The organism is Streptomyces durmitorensis (assembly GCF_023498005.1).
GTDB classification, from domain to species: Bacteria; Actinomycetota; Actinomycetes; order Streptomycetales; family Streptomycetaceae; genus Streptomyces; species Streptomyces durmitorensis.
On sequence record NZ_CP097289.1, the window covers coordinates 1,615,691 to 1,636,208 of the forward strand.

A 20,518-nucleotide genomic window follows, 5' to 3' on the forward strand; every position below is an offset into this window, starting at 1 on the left:
TCTCTGGCGCCCTGGGCCAAGTTCAGTACACGCTTACCATCGTTGCCGGGTGGGGCGTGCCCCGTAAGGGGCGCGGGGAACTGCGCGACAAGCCACGACGATCCGTACGAAGAAAAGAGGGGCGAGCACATGGCAAAGGCGGCAGCGGCTGCGGCAGCACGTGGCCCGGAGCGGCGACGGGCGACGGTCATCGACGTCGCGGCACGCGCCGAGGTCTCGTCGGCCACCGTCTCCCGCGTCCTGAACGGCAACTACCCGGTGGCGCGGGCCACCCGCGAGCGCGTCGAGGACGCCGTCCGGGAGCTCGGGTACGTCGCCAACGCCCACGCGCGGGCACTCGCCGGGACCTCCAGCCGGACGGTCGGCATCATCGTGCAGGACGTCGTCGACCCGTTCTTCGCCCACATCGCGCGCGGCGTCGAACGCGCGGCATCGGAGGCCGGACGGCTCTGCATGGTCTGCTGCACCCACGGCGACCCGCGGCGCGAGCTGGCCTTCGTCGACCTGCTGCACGAACAGCGCGCGGACGCGGTGGTCCTGGTCGGCGGCGCTCACTCGGATCGCGCGTACGCCCGTGAAGTCGCCCGCAGGGCACGGGATCTGCACGCGGGCGGGGCACGCCTGGTGCTGTGCGGGAGGCCGTCGGTGGGCCGCGACGTGCCGACCCTCTCCGTGGAGTACGACAACGAAGGGGGCGCCTTCGCCCTCACCGACCACCTCCTCACGCAGGGCCACGACCGGATCCTCTACCTGGGAGGGCCGCCCGACCTCTCCACCACCCGCGACCGCATCGCGGGACACCGCAGGGCCCTGGAGCTGCGCGGCGTCCCCTGCGCGCCGGAGCTGGTGCACACCGGCGCGTTCAGCCCCGTCTTCGGGCACCGCCGGCTGACCGAACTCCTGGCGTCCGGGCTCACGTTCAGCGCGGTGTTCGCGGCCAACGACATGGTGGCGATCGGGGCGCTCCAGGCCCTGGAGGAGGCGGGCCTGCGGGTCCCTCAGGACGTCTCCCTGGTCGGCTACGACGACGTGCCCACGGCCCAGGTCATGCGCCCGCGCCTGACGACCGTGCACGTTCCGCTGGAGGAGATGGGCCGCCACGCGGTTCGGCTGGCGGTCCCGGGCACGGACGCGGAGGCCGACGCGTGGCAGCAGCCGGCCGGGGGCGGGCTGACGCTGGGCACGCACATCGTGGTGCGGGATTCGGTGGCGGCGCGGCGGCCGGGCCCCGAAGGGGCGCGGGGAACCGCGCGCCCAGGCACGACGCGCCCGCAGACGCAGACGCAGACGCAGACGGACACACCAAGTCCCGTGCGGCATCGACCGATGTAACCGGTTAAGGCGCGTGGGATCCCCTCGGAACCCCGCAAGGGCAGAAAGAACATAGAAAGATGCCGGGCCCTCTTGCCCCCGCATAGCAACCGCTTACATGCTGTCGCGGAATCGCTCACGCCTCTCGTTCCCCGCCCGGCGACCGACGCCCTCCGATGCCCTGACGCCTCATGGGAGTTCCCTATGCGCATGCCCCACTCCGGCTCCACCGGGCCGCGACGCCGCACGATCCTCGCCGCGAGTGCCGCCGCATCCGCCCTCGTGCCGCTGGCGGCGGGCGGTACGGCCTGGGGCGCGGCGCCGGACGCGGACCCGTACGACACCTTGCTCGCCCGCGCGGCAGCGCAACTCACCGGCGGCGCGTGCGACGCGGCCGACCCGGACTTCGCGGCGGCACTGAAGGTCCTGGACACCCAGGCGTCCGGCTGGTGGAAGGACTTGGACCGGTCGGCGGGGCGCACCGCCCTGTGGGCCGACCTCTCCCCCGCGAAGGACCCGGGCAACTTCGGCCAGAGCTACACCCGCCTGCGCACGATAGCGACGGCCTGGGCCACGCCCGGCACCTCCCTCAGCGGCAGCGCCGAAGCGGCGGACGCCCTGCTCGACGCCCTGCGGTTCCTGCACGCCGACGCCTACAACCCGAGCCGCCCCGAATCCGGCAACTGGTGGTTCTGGGAGATCGGCGCGCCCCGCGCCCTGATGGACACGTGCGTGCTGCTGCGGGAGAAGATCGCCGCGGCCGACCTGGCGAAGTACGTCTCCGCGGTGGCGAAGTTCTGCCCGGACCCGGACCGCCGCACCAATGCTCCGACCCTGTCCGAGACCGGCGCCAACCGCGCGGACAAGGCCGTCATCGTGGCGCTGCGCGGACTCCTCGCACGGGACGCGGCCACCCTGGCCCTGGCCCGCGACGGCCTGTCCGACGTCCGGGACAAGGGCAGGAACAGCCTGTTCACGTACGTCACTTCGGGCGACGGGTTCTACGAGGACGGGTCGTTCGTGCAGCACGGCTCCGTCGCGTACACGGGGACGTACGGCAGTGTCCTGCTCGGCAGCGCGGGCCAGCTGATCGCGCTGCTCGCGGACTCCGAGTGGGCCGTCACCGATCCGAAGACGTCCGTGCTGTACGAGGCGGTGGACCGGACGTTCTCGCCGGTGGTCTTCGACGGCCTGATGATGGACGCGCTGCGCGGCCGTGCGATCTCCCGCGAGAAGGCTCCGGACCACAAGGACGGCGCGGTCACCCTCACCAACATCCTCCAGCTGGCGGACGGGGCCCCGGCCGCGTACGCCGAACGCTGGCGCGCCCTGGCCAAGGGCTGGATCCGCCGCAACACGTCCCACCCCTACCTGGGCCTTGTGGGCGTCCCCGCCCTCGCCCGCGCCAAGGCCGTCCTCGACGACGACGCCGTACCGGCCACCGACCGGCTCACCGGGCACTTCGCGTTCGCGGACATGGACCGGGTGGTGCACCGGCGCCCCGGCTGGGCACTCACGCTCTCGCTCTCCTCCAAGCGCATCGCCGCGTACGAGGCGGGCAACGGCGAGAACCTGCACGGCTGGTACACCGGCGACGGCATGGCCTATCTGTACGACGGCGACGACCTGGGGCAGTTCGGGGACGGCTTCTGGGCGACGGTCGATCCGTACCGCCTGCCGGGCACCACCGTGGACACCCGGACGCGGGCCGACATCGGCTCGGGCGGCGGGACGGGGACCTACCGGCCGAAGAACGCCGTCGCGGGCGGCGCGGCGCTCGACGACCGGTTCGGCGCCGCCGCGATGGAGCTCCTCGCCGACGGCAGCACGCTGCGGGCCAAGAAAGCGTGGTTCTTCCTCGACAACGCGGTGCTCGCCCTGGGCGCGGACATCACCGCGAGCGACGGCCGGAGCATCGAGACGGTCGTCGAGAACCGGAACCTGTACGAGGACGGGGCGCCCCGGCTCACGGTCGACGGCCGCCGCCAGCCCACACGCACAGGCTGGTCGGCGCCCCTGCCCGGCGCCCGCTGGGCCCACCTGGACGGCACCGGCGGCTACGTCTTCCCCGACGACCCCGCGCAGTCCTCTTCCGGCCGGGGCGGCGCCCGCCTCCACGCCCTGCGCGATGAGCGGACCGGCGCCTGGCAGGACATCAACACCGGCGCGGACACCGGCGGCAGCACCACTTTGGTCACCCGCCGCTACCTGACCCTGTGGCTCGACCACGGCGTCTCCCCCGCCGCGTCCTCGTACGCCTACGTCCTGCTGCCCGGCGCGAGCGCCGCCGCGACCGCCGTCTGGTCCCACTCACGTCCGGTCCGCGTCCTGGCCAACACCGCCACCGCCCAGGCCGTCGAGGCCCGCCGCCACGGCCTCGTCGCCGCGCACTTCTGGCAGCCGGGCAACGCGGCCGGGCTCACTGCATCCGGCCCCTGCACCGTGCTCGTGCGACGCGGCAGTGACGGCGTGTCGCTGGCCGTGGCCGACCCGGGCCGCACGGGCACGAGCGTCACCGTGGAACTGCCCTTCGCCGTACGGAAGGTGGTCCGCGCCGACGACACGGTCACCGTCACTCCGGGCCGCCGCCCGGTCGTCACCGTCCGCGTCGATGGCTCACGAGGCCACACGCACACCGCGCACCTGCGGTGACCGGCGTCCCGCCCCACCCATAGGTCCCGTCCATCACGTTCCCCACCCGAAGGAGTGCACCATGAGATCCACTCCGCCCCGCCGCACCGTCCTCACCGGCCTGTCCGCCCTCGCGGGCGCGGCCCTGCTCCCCTCCCCCGCCCGAGCGGCCGGCCGGGCCCGCCCCCGGGCGGCCGCCGCGATCACCCTCACCGCGCGGGCCTCCGCCGAGTCCCAGCGCATCCGTCTCGGCGCGGCCCAGCGAGCGAGCGACTTCTTCACCACGGCGGCCCACGCCCCGGCCAACACCCCCGTGACGGTCACCGTCTCCGCCCCGGACGGCGTCCTGCCCACGCTGTACGTCGGCATCCCCGACTACTACGCCACCCCCAACGCGCCGCGTGCGTACGCCCTCACGTCCGGCGCGAACACCGTCACGGACCCGCACGGCGGCCCGATCCACCTCACCCTGACCGGCAGCGGTGAGCGCGCGACGGTCACCATCGGCACCGGCTCCGTGCCGATGCCCACCTTCGTCCACGGGTCGACGTCGGAGTCCGCCTTCCAGGCCCAGCTGGACTCGGCGACGGCCTCCGGATACGTCCAGCTCCGGTCTGCCCACGCCATCGTCACCCTGGCCCGCGCCACCGCCTTGCAGTACCGCACCGAGGACCACGCGGCCCTGCTCGACACCTACGAGCAACTCCTCACCTCGCACGCGACGTTCAGCGGACTGAGCGGCAGCACCGGCACCCACGCCCGCAATCCGCTGCCGTACCACTTCGTGAACGTCACGAAGGTGGCGTCCGGCGTGGGTGCGTACGCGACGCACGGATACACGGGCTACCCGAGCGGCGCGATGGCGTACATCGCGGGCGTGAACGGTCTGCGCACCGGCGGCTGGGGGATGTACCACGAACTGGGCCACCAGCACCAGCAGTTCGCGTACAAGCCGGGCGCGCTCACCGAGGTCACCTGCAACCTCTACTCGCTCGCCGCGCAGCGCACGCTCGGCCAGACCTCACGGCTGCTGACCAAGGACTCCGGCGGCAAGGACGTCTACGACCTCGCCTTCACGGCGCGCGACTCCGGCACGGAGTACACCGCGCTCGACGTCTGGCAGAAGCTCGTGCCGCTGTGGCAGTTGCGGCTCGCCTTCGGCACGGGCGTCTGGCCCGAGCTGCACCGGCTGATCCGCACCGACAACCCCGCGTCGGCGGCGGACGCCGACCGCTACGACAACCTCGCCGTGTACGCGAGCCGGGCCGCGGGGCGCGACCTCTCGGAGTTCTTCGTCACCAAGTGGCGCTTCCCCCTCACCGCGTCGGGCAAGGCGCGCATCACCGCGCTCGGCCTGAACAAGCCCTCCGTCGACGCAAGCACCTACCGCGAATAGGAAGCACGGATCCACCATGCCCGCACCGCACCTGGCCCTGCCGCCCACCGACCGGATCCTGTCCCCGCGCACGGGCTGGACCCGCGCGCACTGGGAGGCGCTCGCCGACCGGCAGCTGGAGGCGCTCGTCCCGTACGCGACGCCCCGCTTCGCGCAGTACCGGCTGCCGGGGCGCGGCAGTTGGTCAGGGGTGGTGTCGGACGGTCTGGAGGGGTACGCACGGTCATTCCTCCTCGCCTCCTTCCGGATCGCGGGAGCGGGCGGTGAGGTGGACCCCCACCTCGTCGAACGCTACGCGCAGGGTCTGACAGCGGGCACGGACCGGGACGGCCCGGGCGGTGAGGCCTGGCCCCGACTCACCGACTGCTCGCAGCAGATGGTGGAGGCGGCGTCGATCGCGATCGCTCTGCACGAGACGCGCCCCTGGATCTGGGACAAGCTCGACACCCGGGTCCAGGAGCGGGTCGTCGACTGGTTCTCCGGCTTCGTCGGCGGCAGGACGTGGGACAACAACTGGCGTCTTTTCCAGGTGGTGTCCGAACAGTTCCTGGCCTCCGTCGGCGCGCCGTACAGCAAGGCGGACATCGACGGAGGCCTGGACCGGATCGAGGACTGGTACCGGGGCGACGGCTGGTACAGCGACGGCGACGGGCGCAACTTCGACTACTACATCGGCTGGGCGATGCACCTGTACCCGCTGCTCTGGGCCCGCATGGCAGGCCCGGACGACGGGGGCCGCGCCACGGTGTACCGCGAGCGGCTGACCCAATTCCTCACCACGTACCCGCACTTCTTCGGTGCCGACGGCGCACCCGTCCACCAGGGCCGCTCCCTGACGTACCGCTTCGCGGCGACCGCCCCTCTCTGGATGGGCGCCCTCGCCGACTGCACGCCTCTGGCCCCCGGCCTCACCCGGCGCCTCGCGTCCGGCACCGCACGGCACTTCGTGGAGCGCGGCGTCCCCGACGAGCGCGGGCTGCTTCCGCTCGGCTGGTACGGGACGTTCCTGCCGTCCACGCAGGCCTACTCGGGCCCCGCGTCCCCGTACTGGGCCAGCAAGGGCTTCCTCGGCCTGCTGCTGCCCGCCGATCACCCGGTGTGGACGGATACCGAACTCCCGCTCCCCGTCGAGGAGTCCGACCAGTACACGGCGCTCCCCGAGCCCGGCTGGCTCCTGCACGGCACGCGGCACGACGGCATCGTCCGTCTGATCAACCACGGCAGCGACCACAACCCGCTCGAAGGCCCCGCGGCCGACGACCCGCACTACGCCAAGTTCGGCTACTCCACGGCGACCGCCCCCGAGACCGCCCCGAGCGCGTGGGAGCGCACCGTGGACAGCCACCTCGCGCTCATCGCACCGGACGGCACCCCCTCACGCCGCCGCAGGATCCACCCGGTGCGCTGCGAGGGACGCGTGGCCGCCTCCCGGCACGACGCTCAACTGCCGGGCTTTGAAGGCGAGTTCCCCGTCGAGACGACCAGTGCGCTGCACGGCCCGTGGGAGATACGCGTCCATCGGGTCCAGGCCCCGGCGGGCGTGACGGTCCGCGAGGGCGGCTACGCGGTGGCCGACGCGACACAGCCGTACGCCGAGCAGGGCCCCGGCTGGGCGCTCACCCGGACGGAATCGGGTCTCACCAGCGCCGTGGTCGCGCTGCACGGCTGGGACGAGGGGGCGGGCATCGCCCGTGAGGTGGCGGCCAACGCGTACGGACCGCACTCGGCGACGCCGTACCTGACGTGCGCCGGGCACGCGGGCGGGACGAGCGTCCACGTCACGCTCATCGCGCTCTCCCAGGACACCGTCCGGCCCGTGGCGCTGCGGCAGGCCATCTCCTGCGAGGTGGACGGCGGCGCCGTGCGCGTCCGCTTTCCCGACGGCGATGTGCTGGAGGTGTGAATCAGATCCCGCCGTCCTCGCGGCGGTGAATCTGCTCGATCAGCTCCGCCGCCATCGCCTTGATGGTCTCCAGGCCCGCCCTGCCCCAGGGCCGGGGCTCGACGTCCACCACGCAGACCGTGCCGAGCGCGATGCCCGTGCGGTCGATGAGCGGGGCGCCCAGATAGGAGCGGATCCCGATCTCGTCGACCACGGGGTTCCCCGCGAACCGCGGATAGTCGCTGACGTCCTCCAGGACGAGGGCCTTGCGCCGCACGATCACATGCGGGCAGTAGCCGTGGTCGCGCGCCATATAGCGGTGCGCCGTGCTCTCCATGGCCGCGGTCGAGGTCAGTTCGGAGCCGGCGCCCATGTCGTCCGGGGTGTGCAGGCCCGCGAAGAACTGCCGGTTCTCGTCGATGAAGTTGACCATGGAGTACGGGGCGCCCGTGACCTCGGCGAGCCGGTCGGCGAAGGCGTCGAAGGCGAGGTCCGGTTGGAGTCCTATGCCGAGCCTGCGCAGCCGCCGCACCCGGTTCGGCGCCTCCTTGTCGACGGGAGTGAGCAGCAGGTTCGCGGTCGCGTCGTACATCAGGTGTGGGCTCCGTAGCTCGGGGCGGCCGGGGCGTGGGCGAGGAGGTGCTTGACGAGGGTGAGCAGGGTGGCGATGCCCGAGCTCGAGATCCGTGCGTCGCACCGCACGACGGGCACCTGCGGATCCAGGTCGATGGCGGAACGCACCTCTTCGGGTTCATAGCGGTGGGCGCCGTCGAATTCGTTGATGGCGACGATGAATCCCATGCCGCGCTGCTCGAAGAAGTCCACCGCCGCGAAGCAGTCCTCCAGGCGGCGGGTGTCGGCCAGGACCACCGCGCCGAGCGCGCCCTCGGAGAGTTCGTCCCACATGAACCAGAAGCGTTCCTGGCCGGGCGTCCCGAAGAGATAGAGCACGTGCTCCGGGTCGAGGGTGATGCGCCCGAAGTCCATGGCCACGGTCGTCGTGGTCTTGTTCTCGACGCCCGACAGATCGTCGGTGCCCTCGCTGACCGTGGTGAGGAGCTCTTCCGTGCTGAGCGGCGCGATCTCGCTCACCGCGCCCGTGAAGGTCGTCTTGCCGACCCCGAAGCCGCCCGCGATCAGGATCTTCAACGCGGTGGGGAAGGGGTCAGAGCTGTCGTCGTAGTCCATCGAGCACTGCCTCCAACAGGGACCGGTCAGTGGGGTTGTGGTAGAAGTCCGGGGCTCTCAGGGTGAGCGCCCCGCAGTCGACGAGATCGGAGAGCAGCACCTTGGTCACGACCGCGGGCAGCTTCAGCTGCGCCGCGATCTCGGCGACCGACGTCGGTGCCGCACAGAGCCCGAGCGCCTGCGTGTGCTCGGGCCCGAGGTAGCCGATGACCGGCCTTCCGGTGGCCATCACCTGGGTCAGGAGGTCCAGCTGGGCGGTGGGCCTGGTCCGCCCGTCGCTGACCGTGTAGGGGCGCACGAGCCGCCCGGCGGATTCGTCGAGCCATGGCCCGTCGTGCGGGGCCGCCACGCTCAATGCCTCATCGGGGCGGGTTCACCGGCGGGCTGCCGGGGCGCGGTCATCAGGTAGGGGCGCACGCTCTTGACCAGCATCGTCATTTCGTAGCCGAGCACCGCCGCGTCCGCGTCGCGCCCGGCGAGCACCGCCAGACAGGTGCCGGAGCCCGCCGTGGAGACGAACAGGAGGGTGGAGTCGAGTTCCACGACGACCTGGCGCACGTCGCCGCCGTCGCCGAACCGGATGCCCGCGCTGCGCCCCAGTGAGTAGAGCCCGGAGGCGAGGGCCGCCATGTGGTCGGCGCTGTCCGGGTCGAGGCCATGGACCGACTTCACGAGTCCGTCGGAGGAGAGCAGGACCGCGCTGTGGGTGTGCGGCACGCGCTGCACGAGTCCGCTCATCAGCCAGTCGAGGTCGGATACCTGCCCGGTCGGCGCATCGCTCGCCATGGTGGATCGACTCCTTGGGGTACGAGGGTCTGCCGGGGCAGACGTGGTGCTTGCGGGGTGGTGCGGTTCAGCCACCCTGGTCGCCCCCGTCCCGGGGGCCGTGGAGATCGGGTTCGGGCGCCGGGTCGCGCATCTCCTGTGCGGCGGCGAGTCCGATGCCGCGCTGGAAGGCGGCCATCAGGCCGGGGTCGTGGCCGATGTGGTGTTCGCTCTCCGGGCGGGGCGCCGGCGCGTCGCGCAGTTGGGGCGCGATGTGTTCCTGGGCGCGCCGCTTGGGCAGTTGCGGCTTTCCCACCCGGCCGCGCACGGCGCCGTTGAGGGGCGTCGGCGGTGTCCCGGCGTGCTCGGCCGCGGCCTGCCGGTCCTCCGGCCTGATCCCCGGCACGGCATCGGCCGGGGTCGGCCGCCCCTCCCTGCCCCGTACGGGCAGCGGGGCGGGGCCGGAGCCGTTGGCCACGGGGGTGTGTGCCGTGCTCGGCGGCACGTCCGGCTGCGGCTGCGGCTGTCGCGGCACGGCCACCGGTTCCGGGTGGGGGGCCGGGTGGGGCGCCGGGGCGGGTGCCGGAGCCGGGTGCCGTACGCCGCCGGGGGCGGCCGGGGGTGCGGCTTCCGGGGGCGGCTGCGGGCGTCCGGCGGCGACGGGCTCGTTCTGCGGCTCGGTGCCCAACAGGCCCTGCGGAAGGATCAGTACGGCCTGCACGCCTCCGTAGATGTTGGTCTGGAGGCGGACCGCGATGCCGTGCCTGCGGGCGAGCGCGGAGACCACGTAGAGGCCGATGCGGCCGTCCTGGAGGAGGCTCGCGACGTTGACCTGGTCCGGGTCGGCGAGCAGGTGGTTCATCTTGTTCTGCTCGGTCAGCGGCATGCCGAGCCCGCGGTCCTCGACCTCGACGGCGAGCCCGGCCGTCACCAGGTTGGCGCGCAGCAGGACCTGGGTGTGCGGGGCGGAGAACACCGTGGCGTTCTCGACGAGTTCGGCGAGCAGGTGGATGACGTCGGCGACGGCGTGGCCGCGCAGGGTGCCGGCGATCGGCGGCACCAGCTTGACCCGGGAGTACTGCTCGACCTCCGCGATGGCCGAGCGGAGCACCTCCGTCATGGAGACCGGGTTGCTCCACTGGCGGCGCGAGATGGCGCCGCCGAGCACGGCGAGGTTCTCGGCGTGCCTGCGGATGCGGGTGGCCAGGTGGTCGACGTGGAAGAGGCCCTTGAGCAGCTCCGGGTCCTCGACCTCGTTCTCCAGGTCGTCGAGGATCGAGATCTCGCGGTGCACGAGGGACTGAAGCCGCCGGGCCAGATTGCCGAAGACCTCGACCTTCTGTTCGCTGCCCGCGTGGCTGGAGAGCTGCGAGGCTTGTACGACGGCGGTGACGGCGACGTCCTGGGCCCGGGCCAGCTCATCGGCGAGCAGCCCGAAGTCGTCGCTGTCCGGGGCGGATCTGGCCGGCGCCCTGCGCGGGGGCGGCCCGTCGCCGCGGCGCAGCTTCTCGACCACGTCGCGCAGCTCGGCCTGGCCGCGTGCGGTGGTACGGCGCAGGGCTCCGACCCGGTCGCGTACGGAGGTCGCGGTGCGGTCGGCGGCGACGGCGGCGATCACGACGCTGGCCAGGCTGATGGCTCCGGCGGCGGCGAGGACGAGGAGCAGCCGGGGGGCGAGCGGGCCGGGGGCCGAGCGGACGATGAACAGCACGGCACCGGCGGCGCAGAGCAGCACCGCGACGACGGGCAGTACGGCGATGCGCAGGAGCTGGGGCCGTATCCGGGCCTCGGGCAGCGGCGCGGTTCGGCTCCCGGGCCTGCCGTGCCTCCCGCCCTCGCGGCGGTCTGCGCGGGCGGCCGGTGCACGAAGGTGAGACATGAGCGTCCTCGTTCAGGGTGCGGGCTCCGACGGGCGCGCGACGCGTGGCTTCGCGGCATCGCCGTGCCGGTCGGGAGGGCGCAGGCGTGACCCCTGCCATGATCCCTGCGTCGACCGGCGGACACTCACGGTAGTCACCAACGCTTCATGTGCGGGAGGCAGTTGACAAAGTCCGGCACCCAGCGTCCCGCTCTGGTATGACGCGTCGTACGGCCGTCCGAATGCGCCTTCGGACGTCAGTTCCAGGCATGCACGCGTCCCGCTGTCACGAAAGCCCGTTGAGCTGCTGACCCATGTCGGGAGAGTCTGTGCTCATGGAGTTCTTCTGCTACCACCGCGACCGGCCCGGCTCCACCACGTTGCGCGAGAAGCTGCTGGAGGACCACTGGTCCTACATGGACGGGTACGCGCGCGAGCTGATCGCGCGCGGCCCGACGTTCGCCGCCGACGGCGAGACGCCCACCGGCAGCGTGCACATCGTCGACCTGCCGGATCCCGCCGCCGCCCGCGCGTTCGCCTTCGACGAGCCCAACTACCAGGCGGGCGCGTACCGCGACGTGCTCCTGCGCCGGTGGCGCAACACGCTGGGCCGCACCATGTGGGACTTCCCCGGTGGCGCCACCGGCGGCAACCGCTATCTGGTCATCGGCCTCGGCGCGGGCCTGGACGCCGCCCTCGACACGCCACCCGACCGTGACGACGAACTGATCGCGTACGGGCCGCTCCTGTCCGACGACGACACCACCTGGGTGGGCACGGCCGCACTGGTCCTGGCCCCGGACCAGGACACGGCACGCGCCGTCCTGGCCCCTGACCGGTACGCCGGGATCGAGGTCCACGACTGGGAGTTCGGCGGACGGCGATAGGGAGCCGACCGCGCGGCCCTGAAGTCCACGCCCTGCCGGCACGGCTTCGGGGCGGCGCGTCCGTCTCGTACGCGACCGCCCCGCCTCCCGGGAGGTACCGCGAGCACCCGCGGTACCTCCCGGCCTGCACCCTGCCTGTCCCCCGGCCCGCTTTCCGTCGGCTTCCGGCCCGCTTTCCGTCAGCCGACCCGCGCCGCCTCCGGCTCTCCGGTGCCCTCCGTGTGCTCGGGCCGTCCGGAGGGCCCAGCGTGCTCGACGCCTGCCGTGCTGTCCTGCGGACGGGTCCACCCGCCCTCCGGTTCGATCGCGACGCCGCGCCACCACGGCTCGGCCGGAGCGGAGTCCGACGCGGGCTCGAAGGGCTCTCCCGGGACGGGCAGCGCGACCTTCGCCCCCACGCGGCCCGCCGCGGCGACCGTGCCCTCGCCCGGAGCGGACCACGGGTGGGGCGCGAGGTTGAACGTGCCCCAGTGAATCGGCAGCATCACGCCGTCGGGCCGCCCGCCCTGGAGGTCCAGGTGCGCGCGCACCCCTTCCTCGGGCGTCATGTGGATGTCAGGCCAGAACTCGCTGTAGGCACCGATCTGGATCATCGTGATGTCGAACGGTCCGTGCTCGGCGCCGATGTCGCGGAAGCCGCCGAAATAGCCGGTGTCCCCGCTGTGATAGATGCGGTGCTCGGGCCCTGCGACGGCCCAGGACGCCCAGAGCGTGTGCTGCTGGTTGCGCAGGCCGCGGCCGCAGAAGTGGCGCGCGGGCGTCGCTGTCAGGGTCAGGCCCGCCACCTTCGTGGATTCGTTCCAGTCGAGCTCGCGCAGCCGGTCGGCGGGGACGCCCCAGCGCTCCAGGTGGGCGCCGACGCCCAGCGGCACCGCGAAGACCGTGTCCGTGCCGGCCAGGGCCCTGATGGTGGGCATGTCGAGGTGGTCGTAGTGATCGTGCGAGATCACCACGACGTCCACCGGGCCGAGCGCCGCGAGCGGCACCGGCACGGGGTGCAGACGCTTGGGTCCGACCCAGGAGAAGGGAGAGCAGCGCTCGCCCCAGACCGGGTCGAAGAGCACCCGCTGCCCGTCGATCTCGGCGAGCACGCTGGAGTGCCCCATCCAGGTGATCCGCAGTCCGCTCGCCGGGGGCTCGGCGAGGTCGGCGAGGGTCGTGGCATGGACGGGGATGGTGCCCGTGGGGCCGCGCCGGATCCGCTCCTCCTTGCGGAAATAGATCTTCGCGAACTCGAGCGTCGACCCGGTGGGCCGGGTGCGCGCTCCCTCGGGGTTCTGGAAGGACCCGTCGGCGAAGTTCGGCGATCTGTGGATCCTCGCGAGCCGCTCGCCGGCCGGATCCGCGCCGAAGGGGGCGGTCCTGAGCGAGCGGAGCCCGGAGCTCAGCGAACGGGACACGGCACCTCCTGGAATGGGTGGGTCAGATCTCCATTATGTGCACCGCCTCCGACAGCGGCCGTCCGGAGGGGTCCGCATCGGCCACGCACGCGCCGGTGCGTGATGTACTCCTACTGATCCCCCATTCAGTAGGAGTGCGCTCCATGCCAGCAGTGCCAACCGTGCCGGCGGTTCCCGTCGCGCCCGTCGCCGTTCCCCCCACCCCCCTGCTCTCCCTCACCTGGACCGACCACATCACCGGCCACAGGGGTTTTCTGGTCATCGACCGTCTCGTCCGCGGTGTCTGCAGCGGCGGCCTGCGGATGCGCCCCGGCTGCACCCTCGACGAGGTCACGGGTCTGGCCCGCGGGATGACGATGAAGGAGGCCCTGCACTACGACCCGAGCGCCCGCTACATCCCGCTCGGCGGCGCCAAGGGCGGCATCGACTGCGATCCGCGCGCCCCGGAGGCGTACGACGTCCTGGTGCGCTACCTGAGGGCGATGCGCCCATACGTCGAGAGCTCCTGGACGACGGGCGAGGATCTGGGCCTGACGCAGGACCTGGTCGACAGGGCGGCAGCGGAAGCAGGCCTGATCTCCTGTGTCCAGGCCGTCTACCCGCTCCTGGACGACGAGGCGGCGGCCCGTCGGCGCCTGGCGGACGCGTTCGCCGTGGAGGTCGACGGGATCGGCCTGGACGAGCTGGTCGGCGGCCACGGAGTCGCCGAAGCGGTCCTCGCGGCGCTGGACCGCGCGGGTCACGCGCGCGCGGGCGCGCGCGTGGCCGTGCAGGGCCTGGGCACCATGGGCGGCGCGACCGCCCGTTTCCTCACGCGCGCGGGGCTGAGCGTGGTGGCCGTCGCCGATGTCCAGGGCACGATCGCCAACCCGGCGGGACTCGACGTGGAGGCGCTGCTCGCCGCCCGCGACGCGCACGGCACGGTGGACCGCTCGGTCCTGCGCCCCGGCGACCGCGAGCTGCCGGGCGAGGCCTGGCTGTCCACGGAGGCGGAGATCCTGGTCCCCGCCGCGGTGTCGTACACGATCAACCAGGTGAACCAGGCGCGGATCACGGCCCGTTGGATAGCGGAGGCGGCCAACATGCCGGTCCTGCCTCAGGCGGAGCGGCTCCTCGCGGAGCGCGGCGTCACCGTCCTGCCGGACGTCGTGGTGAACTCCGGTACCAACGCCTGGTGGTGGTGGACGCTCTTCGGCGACATCGGGGCCGACGCGGACGAGGCCTTCGCGCACACGCGCCGCTCGATGCGGGCCCTGGTCGACGTGGTGCTGCGCCGCGCGGAGGCGGACGGCACGACGCCGCGCGCCGCGGCCCACGCGCTGGTGGCCGACCGTCTGCCGTTGATCGGAGAGCGATTCGGCTGGTACGGCCCGCAGCCGGGAGGTCGGTAGGCTGCCCGGCGTGGCGAGAGTGCGGTTGAGCGTGGCGGAACGGCGGGCGGAGCTCCTTGCCGCCACCGTCGAGCAGATCGAGGTGCGTGGCGTGGCGGCCGTGCGCATCGCGGACGTGGCCGCGGCGCTCGGGGTGAGCAACGCGCTGGTCCTGTACCACTTCTCCACGAAGGAGAAGCTGGTGGCAGCCGCCTTCACACACGCGGCGGAGGGCGACCTCGCCCATCTCCGCGCCCTCCTGAGCCGCCGCACGACGGCCCTGCGCCGCCTGCGCGCCGCCGTCCGCTGGTACGCCCCCACGGGCCAGGCCAAGGGCTGGCGCCTCTGGATCGAGGGCTGGTCCGCCGCCCTGCGCGAACCCACTCTGCGTACGGTGACGCGCGAGCTGGACCAGCAGTGGAAGGCCGCACTGACCGAGGTCATCGGAGAAGGCGTCGCCGCGGGCGAGTTCTCCTGCCCCGACCCCCGGAACACGGCTCTGCGCCTCACGGCACTCCTGGACGGCCTTGCGGTCCAGATGACGGCGTACGAGGGCACGCTGTCCCGGTCCCGGATGCTGGCCTGGGTGGACGAGGCCCTGACACGGGAGCTCAGTCTGCCCGCGGCCGGCCCGCCGGCAGGCTGACCGGACGCAACGAAGCCGCCTGCCCGGTTTCCCCCGAGGGCAGACGGCTCGCGCGAGGTGTCCAGAGATCGAAGTCGGTGCGGGTGAACAAAAGGTGCTCTGCCAACTGAGCTACGCCGACCCGAAGTCGACGACGGGACTCGAACCCGCGACCGCCTCATCAAAGGAAGTAACCCGCGCCTTCGCACCTGGACGCCTTCACCGTAGCGATCTCCGCCCACGGAGGCATCAGGTTTTCCCTCAGGACGCCGACTCGATGTGCATCCTGACGGTGTACGGGTCCACGCTGCCCTTCGCCTCCACATGGTCGCCCGACGACTCCCCCCGCAGCCGTCGCCCGAACCACGGCACCAGGTACTCGCGCGCCCAGTTGATGTCGTCGCGCCGCACCTCGAGCGTGCCGCGCGGCGGCTCCGGGGGCCACGGCTGGTCCGGGTCCGCGGGGACCTCGAGGCCGAGGACCTGGGCGGCGCGCAGTGCCACGCGCGTGTGCCCCTCGGCCGAGAGGTGCAGCCGGTCGCCGTCCCAGGCGCGGCGGTCCTGGATGGTCTTGAGGGACCACAGGTCGAGGACCGGGCAGCCGTAGCGGTCGGCGATCGCCCGCACATGGCCGTTGTACGTGGCGATCTTGCCGCGCAGGTGCTTGAGGACCGGCACCCCGCGGGTGTCGAAGCCCGTGGTCACCATGACGGTGCCGACCGCCGACGTGAGGTCGACGACGGCCCGCTCGAAGCGTTCGGCGACCTCGTCCGGGTCGGTGCCGGGACGGATGATGTCGTTGCCGCCCGCGCAGAACGACAGGAAGTCCGGGCCCATCTTCTTGGCCAGGGGCACCTGGTCCGCGACGACCTGGTCGAGCAGCTTGCCGCGCACGGCGAGGTTGGCGTACCGGAAGGTGTGCTCCGGCATCCGGTCGTCGAGCAGTACGGCAAGACGGTCGGCCCAGCCGACGAACGTTCCGTCCGGGCCGGGGTCCCCCACGCCTTCGGTGAAGCTGTCGCCGACCGCTGCGTAGGAGGTGAATGTGTCAGGGATGAAGGATGTCGACTCTGCTCTCACGTCGTCATATCTTTCACCTCCCTAAGTGACCTACGCCACCGTAGGGAGGGGTTGACGGGGGGTGAGATAAGCCACCGGTCAAGATTCGTCCAAGCCAGGAATACACAGCGGGTTCCGCGCCACTCATACACGGCGGAAGCGGAACACCGCCGCGTCCAGGTCCCCGCGCAGCCCGGTCCGCAGGCCGTGGTGCAGGAGCACCGCGCCCCGGTGGACCTGCCCCGTCTCCTGACAGACGTACGTCGCCGTGGAGTCGAGCCCCCGCAGCCGCACCCGGGGCGGCTCCTCCCCGTGGGCCTGGGCCCGCAGCCACGCGAGGACCACGACCTCGTCGCCGTGGACGTACTGCACCGCGCTCAGCGGCTCCGACGGCGGGCGCAGCCGGTGGAGGTCCCCGAGCTGCACCACGGGCCTGATCTCCTTGTAGAGCCTGACCCAGTCGGCCGCTTCGGCGAGCTCGTCCGCACTCCACTCCATGAGGTCGCCGCCGATGCCGAGCACCCCCGCCAGCGCGCTCACGAAGCGGAAGCGCAACGTGCTGCCCCGGTCGTTGAGCTGGGTGTTCGGGCTGTCCGTCACCCAGGCGGCCATGACCCGCGCCGGGTGCACCTGGCTGAAGCCGTCCTGGATGGCGAGCCGGTCCAGAGGGTCGGTGTTGTCGGAGGTCCACACCTGGTCGGTGCGGGAGAGGATCCCCAGGTCGATCCGGCCACCACCGCCCGAGCAGGACTCGAAGGCGACGGAGGGATGCGCGGCCCGCAGGCGGTCCAACAGACCGTAGAGAGCGTGCACATGGGCGTTCCAGATCCCTTGCGGATAGCGTTCGCCCGGCCAGCCCGGGTCGGTGAAGCTGCGGTTGAAGTCCCACTTCACGTAGTCGATCGGCGCACTGGAGAGGAGCGCGTCGAGCTGCTGCCACAGATGCTCCTGGACGTCCGCGCGGGCGAGGTTGAGCACCAGCTGGTTGCGGAACTCCGTGCGCGTACGGCCGGGTTGGTGCTGCACCCAGTCGGGGTGCGCCCGGTAGAGATCACTGTCGGGGTTGACCATCTCCGGTTCCACCCAGATCCCGAACCGCATGCCGAGCGCGTGCACGTCGTCGGCGAGCGGCTTGAGGCCGCCGGGGAAGCGGTCCGGGTTGGGCGTCCAGTCACCGAGCCCGGCCCGGTCGCTGACGCGCTGCCCGAACCACGCGTCGTCCACCACGAACAGCTCGACCCCCATCGCAGCGGCCCGCCCGGCGAGCGCCCGCTGCTGGTCCTCGGAGATGTCGAACCGGGTGGCCTCCCAGGAGTTGTAGAGCACGGGCCGCGGCACGTCGGCGTCCGGGATCACGTGCGCGCGCTGATAGGCGTGCCAGGCCCGGCTCGCCCCGCCGAAGCCGCCGTCGCTCCACAGCCCGGCGAAGACCGGCGTCACCGTCTCGGCGCCGGGCGCGAGCAGCTCCTGTCCGGAGTCGTCGTGCCCCCGGCCGCCCGTGATCTGCACCGCGCCGTCCGGGAGTTGACCCACCGCGATCCGCCAGGACCCCGACCAGGCGAGCGCGCAGCTGTGGACCTCGCCGTGCTCCTCGGTCGCCCCCTCCGCGTCGAGCGCCACCCAGGGCAGGTGCTGATGCCCGGTGTGCCCGCGGCGGCTGCCGATGACCTTCTCGCCGTACGTGATCTCCGAGCGCACGAGCCGCGACTCGGCCGCCCAGCGCCCGTGCAGCTGCGAGAGCCGCCACCGCTCGCGCGAGGGCAGCGTCCAGGTGGCGGAGTCGGCGCGGAGCAGTTCGAGTACGGGTGCGTCCGCGGGCCCTTCGTGACGCAGGACGGCGAACCGCTCGATGACGTCCCCACGCGTCCGGTAGACGAGCGTGACGCCCAACTGGTGTACGGGGTCGGTGAATTGGACCCGCAGTTCGTCGCGTTCGGCCACGGATCCCGAGAACCGCCACTCGCTGCCGCGCACCCCGGCGCCCCGTACGCAGAGCGCGGGACGCACGAAGCGCCGCCCGCCCTCGACGGGATACTCCTCGCGCCCGTCGAGCCGCGACTCGAAGGACCGCTCGGCGGGCAGCGGCTCCGCCGCGAGCGCCTCGGCGTCGGCGAGCCCGATGCGCGGCCCCCAGTGCAGATGCAGCAGCTCGTCGTCGTCCGTGAGCCGCAGCGCATAACTGCTGGTGGGCCCGGAGAGCAGCCACGTACGCCCGTCTTCGCCGACCTCGATCATCAATCCCCCACAGACACGGACACGGATCCGACACGAAACGAACAGGCACGCACGCCTGCGCACATCATCGAGGCACACCACCTGTGAGGCAACGCATCTGCACCAGCAGTGATTGCCTCAGGAACCCATGTCGTATGGTCGAAGTCGCACCCCCACCGGCGAGTCGCGCCGGCGGCCGGACGGGAGGAGCCCCCGTGACGCAGGAAGTCCCGCCGACGAAGCTGACCGAGCCCGAACTGGCCGGAGTCCGCAACTTCCGTGACGTGGGCGGACTTCCGACCGTGGACGGCCGCCGGGTCCGCCACGGCCGGCTCTTCCGCAGCGGACACCTCGCGCACGCAACGGCGTCCGACGCCGCGTTCCTCTCCACCCTCGGTCTGCACACGATCTACGACTTCCGCAACGCGGCCGACCAGCGGCTCGAGGGCCCGGACGTCGAGCTGCCCGGCGTACGCAACGTGAACCTTCCGCTGACCGACCCGGCCCACGGCGCCGAGTTCTGGACGATGGTGCGCGACGGCGACCTGGACGAGCTGCGGGCGGCGCTCTCCGACGGGCAGGCCGCGGGGCGCCTCTCCGACACGTACCGCGAGATCATCAGGGACCGCACCGCCGAGCACAGCCGCGTGCTGCACGACCTTGCCGCCGACAGCGTGCCCGCCCTGATGCACTGCGCCGCGGGCAAGGACCGCGCGGGCCTCTCCATAGCCGTCACGCTCCTTGCCGTCGGCGTCGAGCGCGACGCCATCGAGGCGGACTACCTGGAGTCGAACGCCACCCACCGCCGCTACAAGGTCCGCCGCGGCGACGACTCCCCGAGCGCGATGTCCCCCGAGGTCATGCAGCTGCTCAGCCCGCTCTTCGAGGCCCGCGCCGAGTACCTGGCCGCGGCCTTCGAGACGATCGAGCAGATCTGGGGCGACACGGAGACCTACCTCGCCGAGGGCCTCAAGGTGACCCCGGAGATCCGCGAGCGGCTGCGCGAGCACCTCCTGGACTGAGCGGCCGTGCCCACGGCTACTGGTTCTGCGCGCCCAGCGAGAACAGCAGGTAGATGAAGGCCGCGAAGAGGTGGCCGACGGCCACGTAGATGATCAGCCGGATCCAGAGCCCGCGGGGCAGCTTCTCCTCCATGGACATCGCCTTCTTGGCGGGCACGGGCGCGGGACCGGGAACGGGCACCGAATCCGTCCGGTCCGGCTGCTGCGCTTCAGGTTCCGTCATCGCGGGTCTCCCATGGTGGGGCTGTGCGGGGTCCCGCCGATGCACAGCGCGGTGGCGGGACTCTGCAGCAGGGTGTGGACGAAGAGCAGGTCGGTGCCGAGCTGGTCCGCGGCGGCGATCCGGTGCGGGGTCAGCGAGTCGAAGTGCGCGCTGTCCCCGGGCCCGAGCGCGTACGTGGTGTCGCCGAGCCGCAGCCGAAGGCGCCCCTTCAGGACGTACAGCCATTCCTCGCCCGGGTGGACGCGCACGATGTCGCCCTGCGCCCCGTGCGGCACGTGCACCCGCAGGGCCTGCATGCCACGGGCCTGCGCGCCCGCCTGCCAGTAGGTCCAGCCGCCCGCCCGCGTCGGCTCCATGTCCGCGGCGCGGACGATCGCGTCCCGGTCGGCGGGCGTCTCGCCGAGGAGCTCCGAGACCGTCGTACCGTAGGTGCGGGCCAGTGCGAGCAGCAGAGGCAGGGACGGCTGGCGCTGCCCGGTCTCCAGGCGCGAGAGATGGGCGGGCGAGAGCCCGGCGTTGCGGGCCGCGGCCTCCAGGGTGAGGGACGCCCGGCGGCGCAGCTCGCGCAGCTGGGGCGCGACGGCCGGCAGCGCTTCTGCCGCCTGTGGCGGCTCGACGGGCTCAGCGGTACTCATGCCTCGATTGAGCCAGGCGCTTGCCTCTGAGGCAACATTTTTGCCTCAGAGG

General features: G+C 72.4%; 18 protein-coding genes. 8 read left to right on the top strand and 10 right to left on the bottom strand.

Annotated features, from left to right (window positions below):
* Positions 1–129: 129 nt before the first annotated feature.
* The 4 genes from M4V62_RS07495 to M4V62_RS07510 all read left to right on the top strand — a co-directional run bounded on the left by M4V62_RS07495 (position 130) and on the right by M4V62_RS07510 (position 7,241).
* Positions 130–1,332, top strand: a complete 1,203-nt coding sequence (locus M4V62_RS07495) for a LacI family DNA-binding transcriptional regulator (protein WP_249586442.1) — start codon at positions 130–132, stop codon at positions 1,330–1,332.
* A gap of 183 nt (positions 1,333–1,515) precedes the next feature.
* Entirely contained in the window at positions 1,516–3,963 is a 2,448-nt protein-coding gene (locus M4V62_RS07500; protein WP_249586443.1) for a polysaccharide lyase 8 family protein, read from the top strand.
* A 61-nt stretch (positions 3,964–4,024) separates the two neighbouring features.
* Complete coding sequence (locus M4V62_RS07505; protein WP_249586444.1) at positions 4,025–5,338, top strand: M60 family metallopeptidase; 1,314 nt, start codon at positions 4,025–4,027, stop codon at positions 5,336–5,338.
* A gap of 16 nt (positions 5,339–5,354) precedes the next feature.
* Positions 5,355–7,241: a DUF2264 domain-containing protein gene (locus M4V62_RS07510; RefSeq protein WP_249586445.1), complete on the top strand. Its 1,887-nt coding sequence runs from the start codon at positions 5,355–5,357 to the stop codon at positions 7,239–7,241.
* A 1-nt stretch (position 7,242) separates the two neighbouring features.
* Here M4V62_RS07510 and M4V62_RS07515 read toward each other — a convergent pair whose 3' ends face one another.
* The 5 genes from M4V62_RS07515 to M4V62_RS07535 form a co-directional block, all read right to left on the bottom strand.
* Entirely contained in the window at positions 7,243–7,815 is a 573-nt protein-coding gene (locus M4V62_RS07515; protein ID WP_249592730.1) for a GAF domain-containing protein, read from the bottom strand.
* Positions 7,812–8,408, bottom strand: coding sequence for a GTP-binding protein (locus M4V62_RS07520; RefSeq protein ID WP_249586446.1), 597 nt, complete (start codon positions 8,406–8,408; stop codon positions 7,812–7,814). Before M4V62_RS07520 ends, M4V62_RS07515 begins: the two co-directional genes overlap by 4 nt.
* Positions 8,386–8,757, bottom strand: coding sequence for a DUF742 domain-containing protein (locus M4V62_RS07525; RefSeq protein ID WP_249586447.1), 372 nt, complete (start codon positions 8,755–8,757; stop codon positions 8,386–8,388). Before M4V62_RS07525 ends, M4V62_RS07520 begins: the two co-directional genes overlap by 23 nt.
* Positions 8,758–8,759: 2 nt before the next feature.
* The gene (locus M4V62_RS07530; protein ID WP_249586448.1) at positions 8,760–9,194 is read right to left on the bottom strand and encodes a roadblock/LC7 domain-containing protein; all 435 of its coding nucleotides are present in this window, start codon (positions 9,192–9,194) and stop codon (positions 8,760–8,762) included.
* A 67-nt stretch (positions 9,195–9,261) separates the two neighbouring features.
* Positions 9,262–11,052 carry a sensor histidine kinase gene (locus tag M4V62_RS07535; protein ID WP_249586449.1) on the bottom strand — a complete coding sequence of 597 codons (1,791 nt, stop codon included), beginning with the start codon at positions 11,050–11,052 and terminating at the stop codon, positions 9,262–9,264.
* Between the two features lie 314 nt (positions 11,053–11,366).
* Between M4V62_RS07535 and M4V62_RS07540 the strand changes: the two genes are divergently transcribed.
* Positions 11,367–11,918 (top strand): YciI family protein, encoded by a 552-nt coding sequence (locus tag M4V62_RS07540; protein ID WP_249592731.1) that lies wholly within the window; start codon positions 11,367–11,369, stop codon positions 11,916–11,918.
* 179 nt (positions 11,919–12,097) lie between these two features.
* On the opposite strand, the gene M4V62_RS07545 is transcribed toward M4V62_RS07540, so the two are convergent.
* Entirely contained in the window at positions 12,098–13,318 is a 1,221-nt protein-coding gene (locus M4V62_RS07545; RefSeq protein ID WP_249586450.1) for an MBL fold metallo-hydrolase, read from the bottom strand.
* A gap of 143 nt (positions 13,319–13,461) precedes the next feature.
* Between M4V62_RS07545 and M4V62_RS07550 the strand changes: the two genes are divergently transcribed.
* Together M4V62_RS07550 and M4V62_RS07555 are read left to right on the top strand one after the other, a co-directional pair.
* Positions 13,462–14,709, top strand: a complete 1,248-nt coding sequence (locus M4V62_RS07550) for a glutamate dehydrogenase (protein WP_249586451.1) — start codon at positions 13,462–13,464, stop codon at positions 14,707–14,709.
* Between the two features lie 10 nt (positions 14,710–14,719).
* Positions 14,720–15,334 carry a TetR/AcrR family transcriptional regulator gene (locus M4V62_RS07555; RefSeq protein WP_249586452.1) on the top strand — a complete coding sequence of 205 codons (615 nt, stop codon included), beginning with the start codon at positions 14,720–14,722 and terminating at the stop codon, positions 15,332–15,334.
* Positions 15,335–15,574: 240 nt separating this feature from the next.
* Here M4V62_RS07555 and M4V62_RS07560 read toward each other — a convergent pair whose 3' ends face one another.
* Positions 15,575–16,393: an SGNH/GDSL hydrolase family protein gene (locus M4V62_RS07560; RefSeq protein WP_249586453.1), complete on the bottom strand. Its 819-nt coding sequence runs from the start codon at positions 16,391–16,393 to the stop codon at positions 15,575–15,577.
* A 123-nt stretch (positions 16,394–16,516) separates the two neighbouring features.
* On the bottom strand, positions 16,517–18,607 hold the full coding sequence (locus M4V62_RS07565) for an alpha-galactosidase (RefSeq protein WP_249586454.1): 2,091 nt from the start codon (positions 18,605–18,607) through the stop codon (positions 16,517–16,519).
* Between the two features lie 194 nt (positions 18,608–18,801).
* Between M4V62_RS07565 and M4V62_RS07570 the strand changes: the two genes are divergently transcribed.
* Positions 18,802–19,608, top strand: coding sequence for a tyrosine-protein phosphatase (locus tag M4V62_RS07570; RefSeq protein ID WP_249586455.1), 807 nt, complete (start codon positions 18,802–18,804; stop codon positions 19,606–19,608).
* 16 nt (positions 19,609–19,624) lie between these two features.
* Here the strand turns inward: M4V62_RS07570 and M4V62_RS07575 are convergent, their stop codons facing one another.
* On the bottom strand, positions 19,625–19,831 hold the full coding sequence (locus tag M4V62_RS07575) for a DUF6126 family protein (protein ID WP_249586456.1): 207 nt from the start codon (positions 19,829–19,831) through the stop codon (positions 19,625–19,627).
* Positions 19,828–20,466, bottom strand: a complete 639-nt coding sequence (locus tag M4V62_RS07580) for a helix-turn-helix domain-containing protein (RefSeq protein ID WP_249586457.1) — start codon at positions 20,464–20,466, stop codon at positions 19,828–19,830. Before M4V62_RS07580 ends, M4V62_RS07575 begins: the two co-directional genes overlap by 4 nt.
* Between the last annotated feature and the right edge of the window lie 52 nt (positions 20,467–20,518).